The 16138-nt window shown below is 65.2% G+C and carries 20 protein-coding genes and 1 other RNA gene; 14 read left to right on the top strand and 7 right to left on the bottom strand.

Features of this window, described 5'->3' with window-relative positions:
• Positions 1-9: 9 nt before the first annotated feature.
• The gene (locus KUV38_RS10035) at positions 10-921 is read right to left on the bottom strand and encodes a 5-bromo-4-chloroindolyl phosphate hydrolysis family protein (RefSeq protein ID WP_222469910.1); all 912 of its coding nucleotides are present in this window, start codon (positions 919-921) and stop codon (positions 10-12) included.
• A 191-nt stretch (positions 922-1112) separates the two neighbouring features.
• Positions 1113-1898, bottom strand: a complete 786-nt coding sequence (locus tag KUV38_RS10030) for a pseudouridine synthase (RefSeq protein ID WP_222469909.1) — start codon at positions 1896-1898, stop codon at positions 1113-1115.
• 63 nt (positions 1899-1961) lie between these two features.
• On the opposite strand from KUV38_RS10030, the gene KUV38_RS10025 reads away from it, so the two are divergent.
• Positions 1962-2411, top strand: coding sequence for a nucleoside deaminase (locus tag KUV38_RS10025; protein ID WP_222469908.1), 450 nt, complete (start codon positions 1962-1964; stop codon positions 2409-2411).
• A 53-nt stretch (positions 2412-2464) separates the two neighbouring features.
• On the opposite strand, the gene KUV38_RS10020 is transcribed toward KUV38_RS10025, so the two are convergent.
• Together KUV38_RS10020 and KUV38_RS10015 are read right to left on the bottom strand one after the other, a co-directional pair.
• Positions 2465-3142, bottom strand: coding sequence for a hypothetical protein (locus KUV38_RS10020; RefSeq protein ID WP_222469907.1), 678 nt, complete (start codon positions 3140-3142; stop codon positions 2465-2467).
• A 157-nt stretch (positions 3143-3299) separates the two neighbouring features.
• Positions 3300-3971: a metal-dependent hydrolase gene (locus tag KUV38_RS10015; RefSeq protein ID WP_222469906.1), complete on the bottom strand. Its 672-nt coding sequence runs from the start codon at positions 3969-3971 to the stop codon at positions 3300-3302.
• A gap of 120 nt (positions 3972-4091) precedes the next feature.
• On the opposite strand from KUV38_RS10015, the gene gatC reads away from it, so the two are divergent.
• The 8 genes from gatC (at position 4092) to KUV38_RS09975 (ending at position 9423) form a co-directional block, all read left to right on the top strand.
• Positions 4092-4379 (top strand): Asp-tRNA(Asn)/Glu-tRNA(Gln) amidotransferase subunit GatC, encoded by a 288-nt coding sequence (gene gatC, locus KUV38_RS10010; RefSeq protein ID WP_222469905.1) that lies wholly within the window; start codon positions 4092-4094, stop codon positions 4377-4379.
• Positions 4379-5866 (top strand): Asp-tRNA(Asn)/Glu-tRNA(Gln) amidotransferase subunit GatA, encoded by a 1488-nt coding sequence (gene gatA, locus KUV38_RS10005; RefSeq protein ID WP_222469904.1) that lies wholly within the window; start codon positions 4379-4381, stop codon positions 5864-5866. The genes gatC and gatA overlap by 1 nt, the downstream gene beginning before the upstream one ends.
• 41 nt (positions 5867-5907) lie before the next feature.
• A complete protein-coding gene (locus KUV38_RS10000) occupies positions 5908-6666 on the top strand; it encodes a hypothetical protein (RefSeq protein ID WP_222469903.1) in 759 nt (252 codons plus the stop codon).
• A gap of 40 nt (positions 6667-6706) precedes the next feature.
• A complete protein-coding gene (locus KUV38_RS09995) occupies positions 6707-7393 on the top strand; it encodes an N-acetylmuramoyl-L-alanine amidase (protein ID WP_315898611.1) in 687 nt (228 codons plus the stop codon).
• A 68-nt stretch (positions 7394-7461) separates the two neighbouring features.
• An RNA gene (gene rnpB, locus KUV38_RS09990) (RNase P RNA component class A) lies at positions 7462-7816 on the top strand.
• A 122-nt stretch (positions 7817-7938) separates the two neighbouring features.
• On the top strand, positions 7939-8106 hold the full coding sequence (gene rpmG, locus KUV38_RS09985; RefSeq protein ID WP_012179442.1) for a 50S ribosomal protein L33: 168 nt from the start codon (positions 7939-7941) through the stop codon (positions 8104-8106).
• A 123-nt stretch (positions 8107-8229) separates the two neighbouring features.
• The gene (locus KUV38_RS09980; RefSeq protein WP_261385194.1) at positions 8230-8781 is read left to right on the top strand and encodes a GNAT family N-acetyltransferase; all 552 of its coding nucleotides are present in this window, start codon (positions 8230-8232) and stop codon (positions 8779-8781) included.
• Positions 8782-8829: 48 nt separating this feature from the next.
• Complete coding sequence (locus tag KUV38_RS09975) at positions 8830-9423, top strand: AAA family ATPase (RefSeq protein ID WP_222469901.1); 594 nt, start codon at positions 8830-8832, stop codon at positions 9421-9423.
• 67 nt (positions 9424-9490) lie between these two features.
• Here the strand turns inward: KUV38_RS09975 and KUV38_RS09970 are convergent, their stop codons facing one another.
• Positions 9491-10213 (bottom strand): Bax inhibitor-1 family protein, encoded by a 723-nt coding sequence (locus KUV38_RS09970; protein WP_222469900.1) that lies wholly within the window; start codon positions 10211-10213, stop codon positions 9491-9493.
• 182 nt (positions 10214-10395) lie between these two features.
• Positions 10396-10629, bottom strand: a complete 234-nt coding sequence (locus KUV38_RS09965) for a DUF1127 domain-containing protein (protein ID WP_222469899.1) — start codon at positions 10627-10629, stop codon at positions 10396-10398.
• 123 nt (positions 10630-10752) lie between these two features.
• Here KUV38_RS09965 and KUV38_RS09960 point away from each other — a divergent pair, with 123 nt between their 5' ends.
• Positions 10753-11715 carry a LysR family transcriptional regulator gene (locus KUV38_RS09960; protein WP_222469898.1) on the top strand — a complete coding sequence of 321 codons (963 nt, stop codon included), beginning with the start codon at positions 10753-10755 and terminating at the stop codon, positions 11713-11715.
• Here the strand turns inward: KUV38_RS09960 and KUV38_RS09955 are convergent.
• Entirely contained in the window at positions 11666-12631 is a 966-nt protein-coding gene (locus KUV38_RS09955) for an NADPH:quinone oxidoreductase family protein (protein ID WP_222469897.1), read from the bottom strand. The genes KUV38_RS09960 and KUV38_RS09955 overlap by 50 nt on opposite strands.
• Before the next feature lie 326 nt (positions 12632-12957).
• On the opposite strand from KUV38_RS09955, the gene KUV38_RS09950 reads away from it, so the two are divergent.
• The 4 genes from KUV38_RS09950 (at position 12958) to KUV38_RS09935 (ending at position 16133) form a co-directional block, all read left to right on the top strand.
• Entirely contained in the window at positions 12958-13344 is a 387-nt protein-coding gene (locus KUV38_RS09950; RefSeq protein WP_222469896.1) for a helix-turn-helix domain-containing protein, read from the top strand.
• A 102-nt stretch (positions 13345-13446) separates the two neighbouring features.
• Complete coding sequence (locus KUV38_RS09945; RefSeq protein ID WP_261385193.1) at positions 13447-14262, top strand: inositol monophosphatase family protein; 816 nt, start codon at positions 13447-13449, stop codon at positions 14260-14262.
• On the top strand, positions 14259-15599 hold the full coding sequence (locus KUV38_RS09940) for an 8-oxoguanine deaminase (RefSeq protein ID WP_222469895.1): 1341 nt from the start codon (positions 14259-14261) through the stop codon (positions 15597-15599). The genes KUV38_RS09945 and KUV38_RS09940 overlap by 4 nt, the downstream gene beginning before the upstream one ends.
• Positions 15600-15662: 63 nt before the next feature.
• Positions 15663-16133, top strand: coding sequence for a CAP domain-containing protein (locus KUV38_RS09935; protein ID WP_222469894.1), 471 nt, complete (start codon positions 15663-15665; stop codon positions 16131-16133).
• Positions 16134-16138 lie beyond the last annotated feature (5 nt).

The raw sequence follows: 16138 nt of genomic DNA, 5'->3' as shown, positions 1-16138 counted from the left end.
TACGCGGGCTCAGACGGCCCCTTCGCGCTGCAAACGGTCGCGCAGCACTTCGATTTCGATGTCGAGGTCGGTTTTGTCGTCGAGCAGCAGCTTTTCGGTGCGCTGGGCGTAGTTGCTCTCCATCTCGTCGAGGAGGGCGATGTAATCTTCCTTGGCCTTGGGGTCGTGCCCACGGCTGTAGATATCGGCGAACTTCACCGTCGCGTCGCGGGCGCCCTGAAGGTAGACGCCCATGAACTTGCGGGCGGCGGTCAGGTCGCGCGGGTCTTCTTCGACGGTGCGGAACATTGTGCGGGCGGTATCGGAGAAGCGCGCCACCCGGTCGGCAACGCCCCGGTCGCCCGCGCGTTTCACCGCGTCGGCCATGGCGGAAAGATGCGCCTCGGCGGCTTCGACAGCGCGCGCCACGCGATCTTGCTGGCGCACGTCGATACCCTCCATCCCCTTGTCCGACATCGGATCGAGCCCGAAGGCAAAGCTGTGGAGGCCCGCGCCGAGCACGGCGAAGATGATGGCTTCAAGAACTCCGTGGCCTGCGAGGCCGACAAGGCCGAGGCCCGCGCCGGTGAGCACAGAGCCGAAGATCTTGCGCGGCACGGCGGGGCGGCGGGCGACCTTGCGCGCCTCCCAGGCTTCCTGCGCCTTCAGGCCCTCGCGGGTCAGCCACGCGGCCGTCAGCAGCACGCCCACAGCGACGAGGTAGAGCGCTAGGCCCGTGGCGTCGGAAGTGAAGGCGTGCCAGAGAAAGATCAGCGGGACGACGAACATGAGGTTGGAGCGCATGCCCGCCCGTGCCCGGGTCGCCCCGGCGAATTTGGGCGCGAGGCTGGCGGCTTTGGGGGCCTCGGGCGCGGCCCGTACCCCGTCTTCGCCGGCCTTGGAGCCATCGGGGCTGAACTTTCCACCGTAGCGCTGGGCCATCAGGCGCCCCCGCCGGTGAAAGCGGCATACAGCATCAGCGCCAGAAGCAGCGCATAACTCAGTTTTTGCAAACCGTCTGACGACATCGCTCTCCCACCCGCGCCGTCCTGGCGCATGTCTTTGCTTATAAGCGATGGATTTTCTGCGGGCCAGCATGGATCGGCCGGTTTTGGCTGCCGTTGCGGAAAGCCTTAGCGGCGACGGCGCGTTGGCTTTTTCTTTGGCTCGGGTGCGGGTTTGAAGTCCGGATCGAGGCCAAGCTGGTCACGGACGATGCGGGATTTGATCTCTTGCACCGCGCCTGCCTTCAGCTCACCCAGCCGGAACGGGCCGTAAGAGACGCGCAGGAGCCGGTTGACGGTGAGGCCCACGGCCTCCATCGCGCGGCGGATCTCGCGGTTCTTACCCTCGCGCAGCGATACGGTGGCCCAGGCATTGGCGCCCTGCTGCCGGTCGAGCGTGATGGTCATCGGCTGGTACTTCACGCCTTCGACGGTGAGACCCTTACGGAGCGGCTCGAAATCCTTGTCTTCCGGCGTGCCGTGCAGGCGCACCCGGTATTTGCGCACCCAGCCGGTGGAGGGCAGCTCGAGCCGTCGCTTGATCTCGCCGTCATTGGTGAGCAGCAGCAGGCCTTCGGAGTTGAGGTCGAGCCGCCCGACGCTCATTACCCGGGGCATGTCCTCTGGCAGGTTTGCGAAGACCGTGTCGCGCCCCTTTTCGTCACGCTCGGTGGTCACGAGCCCCGCGGGCTTGTGGTAGAGCCAGAGGCGCGGTGGTTCGGGGGCGGCGAGTGGCTTGCCGTCGACCGTGATCGCATCGGCTTCGGTCACGTTGAGCGCAGGGCTGGTGATCGGCTTGCCATTCACCGTCACGCGGCCTGCCTCGACGATCTTCTCGGCCTCGCGGCGCGAGGCGAGGCCCGCGCGGGCGAGCACCTTGGCGATGCGGTCGCCGGGGGGAGTCTTGTCTGCCATGGGTCCGCTCTAGCTCTGCGCGAAGGGCTTGCCAAGGGCGCGGGTGCGGGGCAGGGGAAGGGGATGAGCTTTACGAGCCATATGGAAGACGCGCTGGCAGAGGCGCGGGCCGCCGCCGCGCGGGGCGAGGTGCCGGTGGGCGCGGTGCTGGTTGCGCCGGGCGGCGAGGTGGTGGCGCGGGCTGGCAACCGGACTCGCGAGATGAACGACCCTTCCGCGCATGCCGAGATGCTGGTGATCCGTGCCGCCTGTGCGGATGCGGGCAGCGAGCGGCTGCCCGGCCATGTGCTCTACGTCACGCTGGAGCCCTGTGCCATGTGCGCTGCGGTGATCGCCGCTGCCCGGATCGCCCGCGTTGTGTACGGAGCGGCGGACCCCAAAAGCGGTGGGGTCGATCATGGGCCCCGTGTCTTCTCCCATGCTCAGGCGCATCATGCGCCTGAGGTGCTGGGTGGCATTGCGGAGGAGGAGGCCGCCGCTCTGCTAAAGGAGTTCTTCGCGCAACGCAGATAGCCTGTGGCGAAGGGCGCGCAGCGGTATCCCGGTCTGGCGCGCCATGTGTCCGGTCAGTTGAGGGCGGCCAGAAGCGCCCCGTTGCCCATGCCCGGAACCTGCTTGCTACCGAGGACCACATACTTGCTTTGCGCGTGTAGCATCAGGGCGATGGAGTGGAACACGCCCCCTGAGGTGACCAGTGCCATGATATGGGGCGCTCCCCCGATTGCACCGAGCGGCATATTCACAGCGGCGGCGGCGCAGAGGTTGCCCAGCTCCATCGGGGTCCATGCGGCGGCGGGGTTGAAGCCATCGGCGTTGGCGGTCATCGCCCCGCGCGCGGTGGTTTTGACGAGGGTGTTGGTCGGCCCGTTGGGCGGCTCGGACTCGACGGTGCCCACATGGCCGACCCACTGATCCCCTGTGGCATCCGTCCATGTGACAATGAGGCAGCCGCTCATGAACCCGGTAAGCACGTCATTGTGGCCCCGATGGCAGCGCGCGGTCGCGCCGGGGCGGTAATCCAGCCATTTATGGTGGATGTTCATCCGGCTGGTGAGGCCGATCGCGGAAGGCGGCGTGTGGTTGAAGGCGGCATCCCATGCACCCGGATCGGCGGCGAGCCCATCGTAGATCAACGGGGAGGAGTGGCGAATGCGGTGGTGAATTTGCCCATCACGGGCGGCATCGACGTTGGTCGGCTTGTGCCAGTCAAGGCAAATGCCTTTGCGAAAGTACTGTTCTATCATGGTTTTTCTCAGATGTGGTGGGGAACTGAAATGAGTTCGCGAGTCGCAATGAATGCCGCGACCGTGCCACGCCTGAGGCCCTCCGGCTAGAAATTTCTGCAACCGGAGGGCGAAAATTTAACGCATGGTAAACCCGCACCCTGAGCAGTGCGCCTGATCAGAGTTCGACCGTCTCCAACACGCCCGGCTCCAGAACGTCCACACCTTTCAGCCCCTTCTTCAGCGCCTCAGCATCCTGCGCGAGTGCCGGGAAGGTCTTGTAGTGGGAGGGGATGACGATCTCGAAATCGAAGTAGCGTTTGGAGGCCCATGCGGCCTGCTCCATGTCCATCGTGTAGAAGCCACCGCAGGAGAGGATGCCGATATCGGGCTCGAAATAGGCGCCGATCCACTCCATGTCGGCCATGATCCCGGTATCGCCCGAGAAATACACGCATTTGCTGTCACCCTTGAGCACATAGCCCACCTCGGTGCCGGCCGCGCCGCCATTGTAGGAGGTGGAGTGGGAGGCGGGCACCATCGTGACCTGCACTCCGCCAAGGTCGACCGTGCCGCCCTTGTTGAAGCCGGTGGCCTCGACGCCTTCGAGCTGTCCGGCCAGTTCGACCATGGTGAAAACGGGCAGACCGCGGTCCTTAGCCATCTCCGGCACACCGGCGATGTGGTCGTCATGGCCGTGGGTCAGCAACACGTGGGTCGCGCCCTCCAACGCTTCGTCTTTCCGGTCTTCGGGGAAGGCGGGGTTGCCGTCGAGCCAGGGGTCGATCAGGATCACTGCCTGCTCTGCTTCAAGCCGCCAGCTGCCGTGTCCGAGCCAAGTGAGTTTCATGGGGAGCCTCCGAATTTGCTGTTGCGGTGAACCTAGGGTGCGGTTGCAGGAGCGTCCACCGCTTGCAGCCCATTGGCGCTGGCGATAAACGGGCGAACGACAGCCGATAGGAGCCTCGCCATGTCGATCGACACCGAAACCGCGCGCCGTGTGGCGCATCTGGCCCGGATCGCCGTGCCGGAAGAGGAGCTGCCCGCGCTTGCAGGCGAGTTCAACGCGATCCTCGGGTTCATCGAGCAACTCTCCGAAGTGGATGTGGAGGGCGTGGAGCCGATGGTGTCGGTCACGCCGATGCGGCTGAAGCGGCGCGAGGATGTGGTGACGGATGGCAGCCAGCCGCAGGCCGTGCTGGCCAACGCGCCCGACGCCCGCGAGGGGTTCTTTGCCGTGCCGAAGGTGGTTGAGTGATGTCCGATCTGACCAAACTGACGATTGCCGGTGCCCGCGATGCGCTGCGCAAGGGAGAAACCACCTCTGTCGAGATCACCGAGGCCTGCCTTTCGGCCATCGAGGGGGCGGGGGCGCTGAATGCCTTCGTTCTCCACACGCCAGAGATCGCGCTGGAGCAGGCCAAGGCCGCCGATGCGCGGATCAAGGCTGGCGATGCGCCGGCGATGTGCGGCATTCCGCTGGGTATCAAGGACTTGTTCTGCACCAAGGGCGTAAACTCGCAGGCGGCTTCGGCCATCCTTGGTGGCTTCAAGCCCGAGTATGAGAGCACCGTCACCAGCCAGCTCTTCGACGCGGGCGCTGTGATGCTGGGCAAGCTGAACATGGACGAGTTCGCCATGGGGTCGAGCAACGAGACCTCTACATACGGTAACGCGGTGAACCCCTGGCGGCGCGGCAATGACGATGCGGCGCTGACGCCCGGCGGCTCCTCGGGCGGCTCCGCCTCTGCTGTTGCGGCTGACCTCTGCCTTGCCGCCACCGGCACCGATACCGGCGGCTCGATCCGCCAGCCTGCCGCCTTCACCGGCATCACCGGCCTGAAACCCACCTACGGACGGGTCAGCCGCTGGGGCATCATCGCCTTCGCCTCCTCGCTCGATCAGGCCGGGCCGATGACCAAGGATGTGCGCGACTGCGCGATCATGCTTCAGGCCATGGCCGGGCATGACCCGAAGGACAGCACCTCTGCCGAGCTGGCGGTGCCGGATTTCGAGGCCATGTTGACTGGCGACATCAAGGGCAAGGTGATCGGGATTCCGAAGGAATACCGGATGAAGGGCATGCCTGAAGAGATCGAGGCGCTCTGGGCCGAAGGCGTGGAGATGCTGAAGGCCGCGGGCGCCGAGATCCGCGACATCTCGTTGCCGCACACCAAGTATGCGCTGCCCGCCTACTATGTGATCGCGCCCGCCGAGGCCTCCTCCAACCTCGCCCGCTACGACGGCGTTCGCTTCGGCCACCGGGCCAAGCTGGCGCAGGGTGACGGCATCGTGGAGATGTACGAGAAGACCCGCGCCGAGGGCTTTGGCGCCGAGGTGAAGCGCCGGGTGATGGTGGGGACCTATGTGCTCTCCGCCGGGTACTACGACGCCTATTACAACCGCGCCCGCAAGGTGCGTGCCCTGATCAAGCGCGACTTCGACGAGGTTTTTGCCGCGGGTGTGGATGCGATCCTGACCCCAGCCACCCCATCCGCCGCCTTCGGGCTGGGCGAGATGGCCGAGGCCGATCCGGTGCAGATGTATCTCAACGATGTGTTCACCGTGACCGTCAACCTCGCGGGTCTGCCCGGCATTGCCGTGCCCACCGGCACCAGTGCCAACGGTCTGCCGCTGGGGCTCCAACTCATCGGGCGGCCGTGGGAAGAGGGCGACCTGATGAACACCGCCTATGCGCTGGAGCAGGCGGCGGGGTTTGTGGCCAAACCGGGCAAATGGTGGTAAACCCCCGGCCCAAGGCAAAACAAAGAGCAGAGAGTTTTCCCATGCGAGCATGGCTTCCTTCGTGTCTGAGCCTGTGTGCGGTTCTGGCCCTTACGGCCTGTGGCACCGCGATCCCCGACAGCGGTTCAGGCGTCGGCTTTGGCGACTACGAGAGCTACGATGCACAGCGGCAGCGTGATGCCGCTCTGGCGACCTCGCAACGGCAGACCGTGCAGCCGCCCGCTGGCCCAGTGGCCTCGGCCGATAGCTACCCCTCCGCCGATGCGCCCTCTGCCACCGGCGCCCCAACGGCTGCCGAAATCGACGCAGCGCTCGGGCGCACACCCGCCTCCACCGGCGGCGTGATCACGCCAGCAGCCCCGGCCCCCGCGCCGGTGCGCAGCGGCACGGTGCCTGCGAGCGGCGGCAACAACGGGTCAATCTCGGATGAGCAGTCTTTCGAAGCGGTCTCCTCCCGCGAGTCGATCCAGAGCGATGCGCAGCGGATCGCCCAGCAGCGCGCCCAGTTCGAGCAGGCGCCCGTAACGGCGCTGCCCGACCGCCCGCAAGACACCGGTCCGAACCTTGCCGAATACGCGCTCTCGACCACCAATCAGCCGGGCCAACAGATCTATCGCCGTGGTTTCACCAGCCAGCGGAAGTATGACCGGGCCTGCTCAAGCCAGCCCTCGGCCGCGGTCGCGCAGCAGGCCTTCCTTGCCGCTGGCGGGCCGCAGAAAGACCGGCTCGGGATGGATCCCGATGGCGACGGTTTTGCTTGTGGCTGGGATCCGCGCCCCTTCCGCGCGGCCAAGGGCTGAGGCTGGCCACGAATTTTCATCGAAAATTCGGAGTCTTGGTGTGAAGGTCCAGAGTTACCCCACCCCCAACCAAGGCGAGCGGCGTGACGGGGCGCAGCCTGATATCGTGTTGCTGCACTACACGGCGATGCCAGACACCGCGACCGTGCTGAAACGTCTCGCCAACCCCGAGGCGGAGGTTTCGGCGCATTATGTGGTGAGCCCGGAGGGAGAGGTGTGGCAGATGGTCGATGAGGCCATGCGCGCATGGCACGCGGGCGTCGGGCGCTGGGGGGCCTGTGATGATGTGAACTCCCGCTCGATCGGCATCGAGATCGTCAACGCCGCCAAGGAGCCCTTCGCCGCGCCGCAGATGCGGAGCGTGGAGGCGCTGGTGGCCCGGATCATGGAGCGCTGGCATGTGCCGCCCGAGCGGGTGCTGGGCCACTCCGACATTGCGCCGGGCCGCAAGATCGATCCCGGCCCGCGATTCGATTGGCGGCGGCTGGCGCTACAGGGGCTGGCGGTTTGGAGCGAGGCGGTCGGTCAAAGTGCGGACTGGGACCGCTTCATGCAGGATGCGCGGGTGTTCGGCTACACCGCCGAAGTGGAGCGGGAGGTTCTGCTTCAGGCGTTTCGCGACCGGTTCCGCCCCGGCGTGACGGGCGAGCTGGACGGCGTGGACTGCGCTCGAATGGTCGACCTTGCGGCACAGTATCCAGTGGATCCGGGTGCCGCGCTGGCGTGAGTTGCGGGTAGTGAAGGTCCCGACCTGCGCTTGACCGGCCCCGCCAACTCGCCTATCCGGGCCTTCGCGCGGATGGCCGGGTGGCTGCGGGGACAACCCCGAGGAAAGTCCGGACTCCACGAAGCAACGGTGCCGGGTAACGCCCGGGCGGGGCAACCCGACGGATAGCGCCACAGAGAACAGACCGCTTGGCCCAGCCAAGTAAGGGTGAAACGGTGGGGTAAGAGCCCACCGCGGGGCTGGCAACAGCACCGGCATGGCAAGCCCCACCGGGAGCAATGCCAAATAGGAGCCTCACATGGGCCGCTTCGGCCTCGGGGCTCGGGTTGGCAGCTAGAGGGGGCGCGGCAACGCGCGCCCGAGATGAATGGCCACCCCGCCCGAAAGGGCGGACAGAATCCGGCTTACAGGCCATCCGCGCGATTATTTTTGCCGATCCCGCTCAGGGGCGGTTGACTCAGGGATTGGCGCGGGTAAAAGGCGGGCTCCAAGGTACACATGCGGAGCGCCCCCGTGCGCGCTCCCCCCGCAAGAGGACAAGACAGATGGCCAAACCGACCACCATCAAGATCCGGCTGAACTCCACCGCCGACACTGGCCACTTCTATGTGACCAAGAAGAACGCTCGCACCATGACCGAGAAGATGGTCGTACGCAAATACGACCCGGTCGCGCGGAAGCACGTGGAGTACAAGGAAGGCAAGATCAAGTAAGCCCTTCTACCCACGGAAAGCTCAGAAAACCGCACGACGCCCCAAGGCTCGCGCGGTTTTTCTTTTTCAGACAGCCAGCACCCCGCGAGCCTCCTCCCCAACAGGTCCCAAGGAGGCCATGCCATGCAGACCCACATCAGAGACACGCCCGGGCACATCCCTCGCCCCGCTCTGCCGCCCTTCACCATCCGCCCCGCCCGCATGGGCGATGTGGCCCCGGTGGGCAAGCTGCTGGCCACCTCCTACGCCACTCTGCTGGCACCGGATTACCCCGCCGAGGCCTTGGCGCAGGCGCTTCCCTACATCACCCGTCCGCGCTCTTCGCTGCTGTCCTGCGGCACCTACTACCTTGCCGACACCGGAGACGGTCTGCTGGCGGCAGGCGGCTGGACGTATCACGCCCCCAGTGGCGGGGCGACGGGGCCACGCGAGGTGGGGCATATCCGACATGTCGCCACCGCGCCCCACGCGACGCGGCACGGGGTGGGGCGGGCGCTGCTGGAGCACGCCCTCTTCGAGGCGCAACTCGCCGGAGTTCGGCGCATGATGTGCTACTCGACCGTCACAGCTGAGCCGTTCTACGCCGCGGTGGGCTTTGTCCCTCAGGCGGAGATCACCGTGACTCTTGCGCCCGGTCTCGAGTTTCCTGCGGTGCAGATGTGTAGCGATTTGTGATCTGTGCCGCACTTGCGAAGTGTCGCGCCGCGGCGCAGAATTGCAGGTATGGAACGGGTGATGATCGTAGGAGGGCCCGGTTCGGGCAAATCCACCCTGGCGCGGGCGCTGGGGGCGGTCACCGGTTTGCCCGTGTTCCACATGGACCACATCCACTATGCGCCGGGTTGGGTGCCGCGCGAGGCGGAGGTGAAGGATTGGATGACCCAGGAGGTTCACCGCAAGGCGCGGTGGATTTTCGAGGGTGGCCACTCGCGGACCTATGAGCAGCGGATGGCGCGGGCCGACCTGATGATCTGGCTGGATTTTCCGGTTGGGCTAAGACTCTTCCGGGTGATCCGTCGGCAACTGCGATACTTGGGGAAGACACGCCCGGACCTGCCCGAAGGCTGCGTGGAGCGGCTGGACAAGGGGGCGCTCGACTTCTTCATCTGGATATGGCGCACGCGCAAGGTCTCACGCGCCCGGATCGCCGAACTTGTGGCGGAGCCGCCGGAGCATCTCGGGGTGGTCCGTTTGGCATCACGTCAGGATGTTGCGGCATTCTTGGCGTTAGTTGAAGCGGGCGAATGGCGGCGGCAGGCCTTGCCGGGGCAGGTCCGCTCCGCTCCGCGCCCGGCTGCTGCCCCTGGCGCAGCCTGAGCCTGACAACGAAAAAGGGCCGCCCCGATGGGCGGCCCTTTGACTGTTGGTCTGTCAGCCTTGCGGCTTATTCACGCCCGCCCATCAGCGAGAGCAGGAACATGAACATGTTGATGAAGTCCAGGTAGAGGCTCAGTGCGCCCATGACGGCGGCCTTGCCGAGCCATTCCTGATCCCCATGCGCCGCGTGGGCGATATAGGTGTTCTTGATGTTCTGGGTGTCGTAGGCGGTGAGGCCCGCGAAGATCAGTACGCCGAGGATCGAGATGGCGAACATCATGCCCGGGCTTTGCAGCCAGATGTTGATGATCGAAGCCACCAGGATGCCGATGACACCCATGATCAGGAAGCTGCCCCAGCCCGAGATGTCCTTCTTGGTGGTGTAGCCCCAGAGGGACAGACCGGCGAAGGCGATCGCGGTGACAAGGAAGGTCTGGGCGATCGAGAAGTCGGTGTAAGCGGCGAAGATCCAGCTGATCGACAGGCCCATCACGGCGGAGAAGCCGTAGAAGAAGAGCTGTGCCGCGGCAGCCGACATGCGGTTAACCATGGCGCCGAAGGCGAAGATCAGGATCAGCGGGGCGAACATGACGACCCAGCGCAGCGGTGTGGCGAATATCTGCATCACCAGCGCGTCGTTGGTGCCGATAGCCCATGCCACGGCCGCGGTCAGCAGCAGGCCCACCGACATCGTGCCATAAACCTTGCTCATATGGGCCCGGAGGCCCTCGTCGATCTGCGCCGTACGGACGCCTGCGCCCATCGTGCGGATCGGTCCAGTCTCTGCCATTCATGCCTCCATTTGCACAAAGTTTGGGTCAGCACGCCCGGCGGACGCACTGCTTGGTGTCAAATATCGGCACAGTCGGCCTTGATTTCAAGTGGTTCTGGCGGGGAAACATGCTGTTTCGACCCAAAGATTTCGAGAGCGGCGCACTCGGGGGGAAGCGCCGCTCTCATGGGTTGGCGGGATTAGGACCGCCAGCCCGGGGGAACGTCCCACAGACGACGCGCCGCCTCGGTGCGGGCTTCGTCAGGTGTAATGCCGATATCCTTCAGCAATTCGGCGTCGAGCCGGGCAAGTGCGCGGCGTTGGCGGCGCAGGGCGAGAAGGTTCAGGGCGCGGGTCATCAGGCTGCCGCGGATGGCGGCGGGGTGGTGTCCGGACAGGGCGCCGGAGGAGAGGGTGGAGGCGGGGAAGCTCATCGGTCCGATCCTTTGCTATCTGTGAACGTTGCGATCTGTTTGATCAGGATGATTGATATATGGCGGATGACATGGCATATTGAAAACGAATGTTTGTGACGCCAGCCATCACGGAGCTTGATGATGCCACGCAATCTGGACCTGACCGCCCTACGCAGCTTCGTGACAGTCGCCGATTGTGCCGGCGTCACCCGCGCGGCAGTCCAACTCAACATCACGCAATCGGCTGTCTCGATGCAGTTGAAGCGGTTGGAAGAGTCGCTGGACCAGAAGCTGTTGGATCGCTCGCAGCGGCAGATCGCACTTACCCCGGCCGGCGAGCAACTGCTCAGCTATGCCCGGCGGATGCTGACGTTGAATGATGAGGCGATCACGCGGCTGACGGCGGAGGAGTTCGAGGGCCAGATCGTGCTTGGCGTGCCTCATGATATCGTTCTGGGCTACATCCCCCGGATGCTCCAGCGCTTCGCCGCCGAATTTCCGCGCGTGCGGGTGCATCTGGTGTCGTCTTTCACTCGCAGCCTCAAGGAGGATTTTGCCAAGGGCGAGTGCGACATGATCGTGACCACCGAGGATGGTATGGATGAGGGCGGCGAGACCCTTCGTGAAGTGCCGCTGGTCTGGGTGGGCGCGCCCGGTGGCTGTGCATGGCGGCGGCGACCGCTGCCGCTAGCCTTCGAAGAGAAGTGCTTCTTCAAGCCCATCGTACAGCGCGCGCTCGACGAGGCGGGCCTGCCCTGGACGATGCAGGTCAGCTCCAACTCATCTCGCACGGTGGAGGCAACGGTGAATGCCGATCTCGCCGTGCATGCGATGCTGGAGGGGATGCACCCGCCCACTACGGAGCCGATCTGCCACGGCGGTGCGCTGCCTGAGCTGCGCTCGTTCCGGATCAACCTCTACGGCGCGTCGAACCTGAAAAACCCAGCGCAAGAGGCGCTGGCTGAGTTGCTGCGGCGGTCCTACGCGGGGCGTTTGCCGAGCACCGGCATGGGGTCGGTGCCCGTCGGGGATAGCGGCGTGATCGGAGAGGCCCTTAGCGCTGTGGTTCAACAACAACCTTACCGGTCGAGCGCCGCGTCCTGATCAGGTCCATCGCTTCATCGATCTGGTCGAGGGGCAGGCGATGGGAGACATGGGGGTCGAGGCCGCCGGTTTCCCAGAGTTTCATGAGTTCGCCAAGAGAGCCAGTGAGCACCTCGGGCGCAAAGCCCATGTAGCCGCCCCAGTACAGCCCCATCACGGTGAGGTTCTTCACCAGCAGGTGGTTGGCCTTGATCTGCGGCACCTTGCCGCCCGCGAAGCCGATGGCCAATAGCCGCGCCTCTGGGCGCGCGGCGCGGAAGCACTCGGTGAATAGCGGGTCTCCCACTGTGTCATAGAGCACATCGAGGCCGCCGAGGGCCTTTAATTGACCGCGGATATCTTCACTCTGCGCGTCGATCAGGTGGGTCGCCCCGGCCTTCGCGGCAACCTCCAGCTTGTCGGCGCCCCGCGCAATGGCCACGACCTCTGCGCCAAGCTTTGCCCCGAGTTCTACCGCGGTCAGCCCCACGCCGCCCGCCGCGCCGGTGACAACAAGGCGCTCCCCTTTTGCCAGCCGTGCGCGATGCACGAGCGAAAGGTGAGAGGTGCCATAAGCCACGAGGAAGGCCGCCGCGATGTGAAACGGCATGGTCTCGGGCAGCTTGAGGCAACGCGAAGCAGGAAAGCAGCCTTCTTCTGCGAGCCCGCCGCGGCCTCCAAACACGCCGATGCGGTCGCCGACAGCCAGTTCTTCGACTCCCTGGCCCAGAGCCGTCACGGCGCCAGCCAACTCGATCCCAAGGGTAAAGGGGGCAGGGGGGGTATCCTGATAGGTGCCTTCGACCATCAGCAGATCGGCGAAGTTGAGCCCGCAGGCCGCGATCTGAACGGCCACCTCGCCCGGTGCCGGTTCAGGCGACGGAACATCGGTGAGTGCAGGTCGTTCTCCCGTTGCGGTGACGCGGTAGGCCTTCATGAATTCTCCCTCCGTTTGCGCACCTGAACTAGGGCGTGCGCCAAAGTTGCGCAATCCTGTGGACGGTTCGCATTATGCAATTGCAATTTGCAATGGTAGATCGTGGGCCTCAAATGCAACCCATAATTGTATCTCATTTCCGCCTTAAACTTGCCGTGGAACGATGACTGTGGCATGGTTTTCCGCAGGGAGTCGTTGGATAACCCCCTGAATTTGCATTCGATCAAATTTTTTTACGAACTAAAGTAGAGAATACCCCACCTCCTGAGCCGTTTGGCACGGAAGTTGCTACATAAGTAAGAAAGAAGAGCCTTAAGGAGACTTTAATGAAACATCCGGTCGACATACATGTTGGCAAGCGCGTTCGGCACCGTCGGTGGATGGTCGGCATGACGCAGCAACAACTGGCCGAGAAGGTCGGGATCAAATTTCAGCAGATCCAGAAATACGAGACCGGCATGAACCGCGTCAGCGCATCGCGTCTTTGGGACATTTCCCATGCGTTGGATGTGCCGATCTCCTTTTTCTTCGAAGGTCTGAGCGAAGACCTGCCCCAGGTCGCCAAGACCGAGGTGAGCGAGGGCGAGAGCGTGCCGGGAGACATCCTCGGCGACCGCGAAGCGCTCGAACTGGTGCGCAGCTACTACGCGATCCCGGAAAGCCAGCGTCGCCGGCTGTTCGACCTGGCCCGCGTGCTGAGTGACGTGAACTGACCCGCTTGTAATCGTACAATCGTGTTTTTCAGGAGAGCGCCCCGCTTTGGGGCGCTTTTCTCGTTGGGGCGCCTGCGCTAAGGCTCAGGCAGGGGGTGCCTTATGAGACGAGAAGACCTGACAGCAGAAGATGCGGCGGCACTCCGGGCCTGCGGCGCCGCGATGGCGGAGGCTGCGCGAGCGGCGATCCTGCCGTATTTCCGCACGCCGCTGACGGCAGAGAACAAGGACGGCCAAGGCGGCTTTGACCCGGTCACATTGGCCGACCGGGCGGCAGAAGAGGCCATGCGTGCCGTTCTGGCCGAGCTGCGCCCGCAAGATGCCGTTCTTGGTGAGGAGTTCGGCCGACAGGCGGGTGAGAGCGGGCTGACCTGGGTGCTCGACCCGATCGATGGCACCCGCGCCTTTATCTCCGGCACGGCAAGCTGGGGCGTGCTCATCGCCTTGCAGGACACGCGCGGCCCGTTCTACGGCATCATCGACCAGCCCTATACAGCGGAGCGGTTCGAGGGCGGATTGGGCGCTGTGAAGTTGGCCCATCCCTACGGCGAGGCCCCTTTGAGGGTGCGCGAGGGCCGTTCGCTGGCGGAGGCGACGCTCTTCACAACCTTTCCCGAGGTCGGCACAGAGGCTGAGGCGGCGGCGTTTCAAAGGGTGGCGCGCAAGGTGCAGCTCACCCGCTATGGGTTGGATTGCTACGCCTACGCCCTGCTTGCCCTTGGGCAGCTCGACCTCGTTATCGAGGCGGGGCTGCAAAGTTACGACATCGCCGCGCCGATTGCGGTGATCGAGGCGGCGGGCGGTATCGTGACGGATTGGGAGGGCGGCCCGGTGCACGAGGGGGGCAGGGCGCTCGCTGCCGCCACGCCCGAACTGCACCGCGCGGCAATGGCGCTGCTGGCGGAGCAGGGCGCATGACCCACCGGCTCATCCGGGGCGGCCACGTGCTTTGCATGGACGATACCGGGACCGAGGGTGAGCTGGACGTGCGCTTGCGCGGCGGTGTGATCGATGAGATCGGCCCCAACCTCGCGCCCGGCGATGCAGACGTGGTCAACGCCGAGGGCTGCCTTGTGACCCCCGGCCTGGTGAACACGCATCACCACATGTTTCAGAGCCTCACCCGCGCCGTTCCCGCCGGGCAGGATGCCCTGCTATTCGGCTGGCTTCAGGCGCTCTACCCGATCTGGGGCCGGATGACGCCGGATGATATCCGCCTCTCTGCTCAGCTGGCCTGCGCAGAACTGGCGCTATCGGGCTGTTCGATGAGTTCAGATCATCTCTATCTCTTCCCGAACGGGGCGCGGCTGGAGGACAGCATCGAAGGGGCCTCGAAAGTCGGCATCCGCTTTCTGGCCACCCGCGGGTCGATGAGCATAGGCGAGAGCAAGGGCGGGCTGCCGCCCGACGCGCTGGTGGAGGATGAGGCGGCCATCTTGGCGGATAGCGAACGGGTGGTGCAGGCCTTCCACGACCCCTCTGATGCGGCGATGGTACAAGTCGGCCTCGCGCCGTGTTCTCCGTTTTCGGTGAGCCGGGAGTTGATGCGCGACGCGGCGCTGTTGGCCCGCGAAAAGGGGGTGCGGCTGCACACCCATCTGGCTGAGAACGAGGAAGACATCGCCTATTCGGAGGCCAACTTTGGTTGCCGTCCGGGGCAATATTCCGAGGAGCTGGGCTGGGTCGGCGAGGATGTGTGGCATGCCCATTGCGTGAAGCTGGACGCGGGCGAGATCAACCTGTTCGCCCATACCAAGACCGGCGTGGCCCATTGCCCTTGTTCCAATTGCCGCCTCGGCTCGGGCATCGCGCCGGTGCGAGCGATGCGGGATGCCGGCGTGCCAGTGGGGCTGGGCGTGGATGGCTCCGCCTCGAATGACGCAGGCAATCTGGTGGCCGAAGCGCGTATGGCCTTGCTCGTGGCCCGCGTTCGAGACGGGGCGGATGCAATGCCAGCCCGCGGGGCGCTGCGCATCGCCACGCGCGGTGGGGCGGAGGTGCTCGGTCGGGGCAGCCATCTGGGCCAGATCCGCTCCGGCTTTCGCGCCGATCTTGCGATCTGGGACATGAGCACCATCGAGTCCGCTGGAAACTGGGATCGGGCGGCGCTGCTTCTGGCCGGCCCAAAGCGGGTGCGTGACCTCTTCGTGGAGGGGCGCGTGGTGGTGCAAGGCGGCGAACTGGTGCAGGCCGATGCACGCGCCATCGCAGCACAGGCCTCAAAGGCGACCGCCCGCCTGATGCGGGCGGAGTGACCCAGAGCGGTTGACCGCCCTTCGGCCTTGCCCTCAGATGGGCGCAGCTCAGGAGACCACGCCATGAAACGTTTAGCGACCGCTCTTGCCGTTCTGATCCTTGCGGGGACGGCGAACGCCAAGGTGCCAGATCGTGCCTCTTCGCCCGCGCCGCTTCTGGTGGCAAGTGATCTGACCGCAGAGTTCGGCGCGGCGCTCAACGCCTATCGCGCCTCCAAGGGCCGTGCGCCGCTGGTCGCTGCGCCGGGTTTGGTGAAGGCCGCGGCGGATCACGCCAACGACATGGCGCGCAAGGGCTATTTCTCGCACAAGGGGCGGGATGGCAGCTCTTCGCGGAGCCGGATGAAGCGGCGCGGTTGCTCGGGCACGACGGCGGAGAATATCGCCGGCGGTTACCCTTCAGTCAGCGCTCTGATGAAGGGCTGGCGCGGCTCCAAGGCGCACGACAAGAACATGCTTTTGCGCGATGTCAGGTTTTTTGGCATCGGCAAGGCGGGCGACAAGTGGGTGCTCAACCTCGCTTCCAATTGCTGACCCGC

It is taken from the genome of Vannielia litorea, assembly GCF_019801175.1.
GTDB classification, from domain to species: Bacteria; Pseudomonadota; Alphaproteobacteria; order Rhodobacterales; family Rhodobacteraceae; genus Vannielia; species Vannielia litorea_B.
The sequence above is the reverse complement of the archived record's forward strand: the minus strand, read 5'-3'. Positions and strand labels throughout refer to the sequence as shown.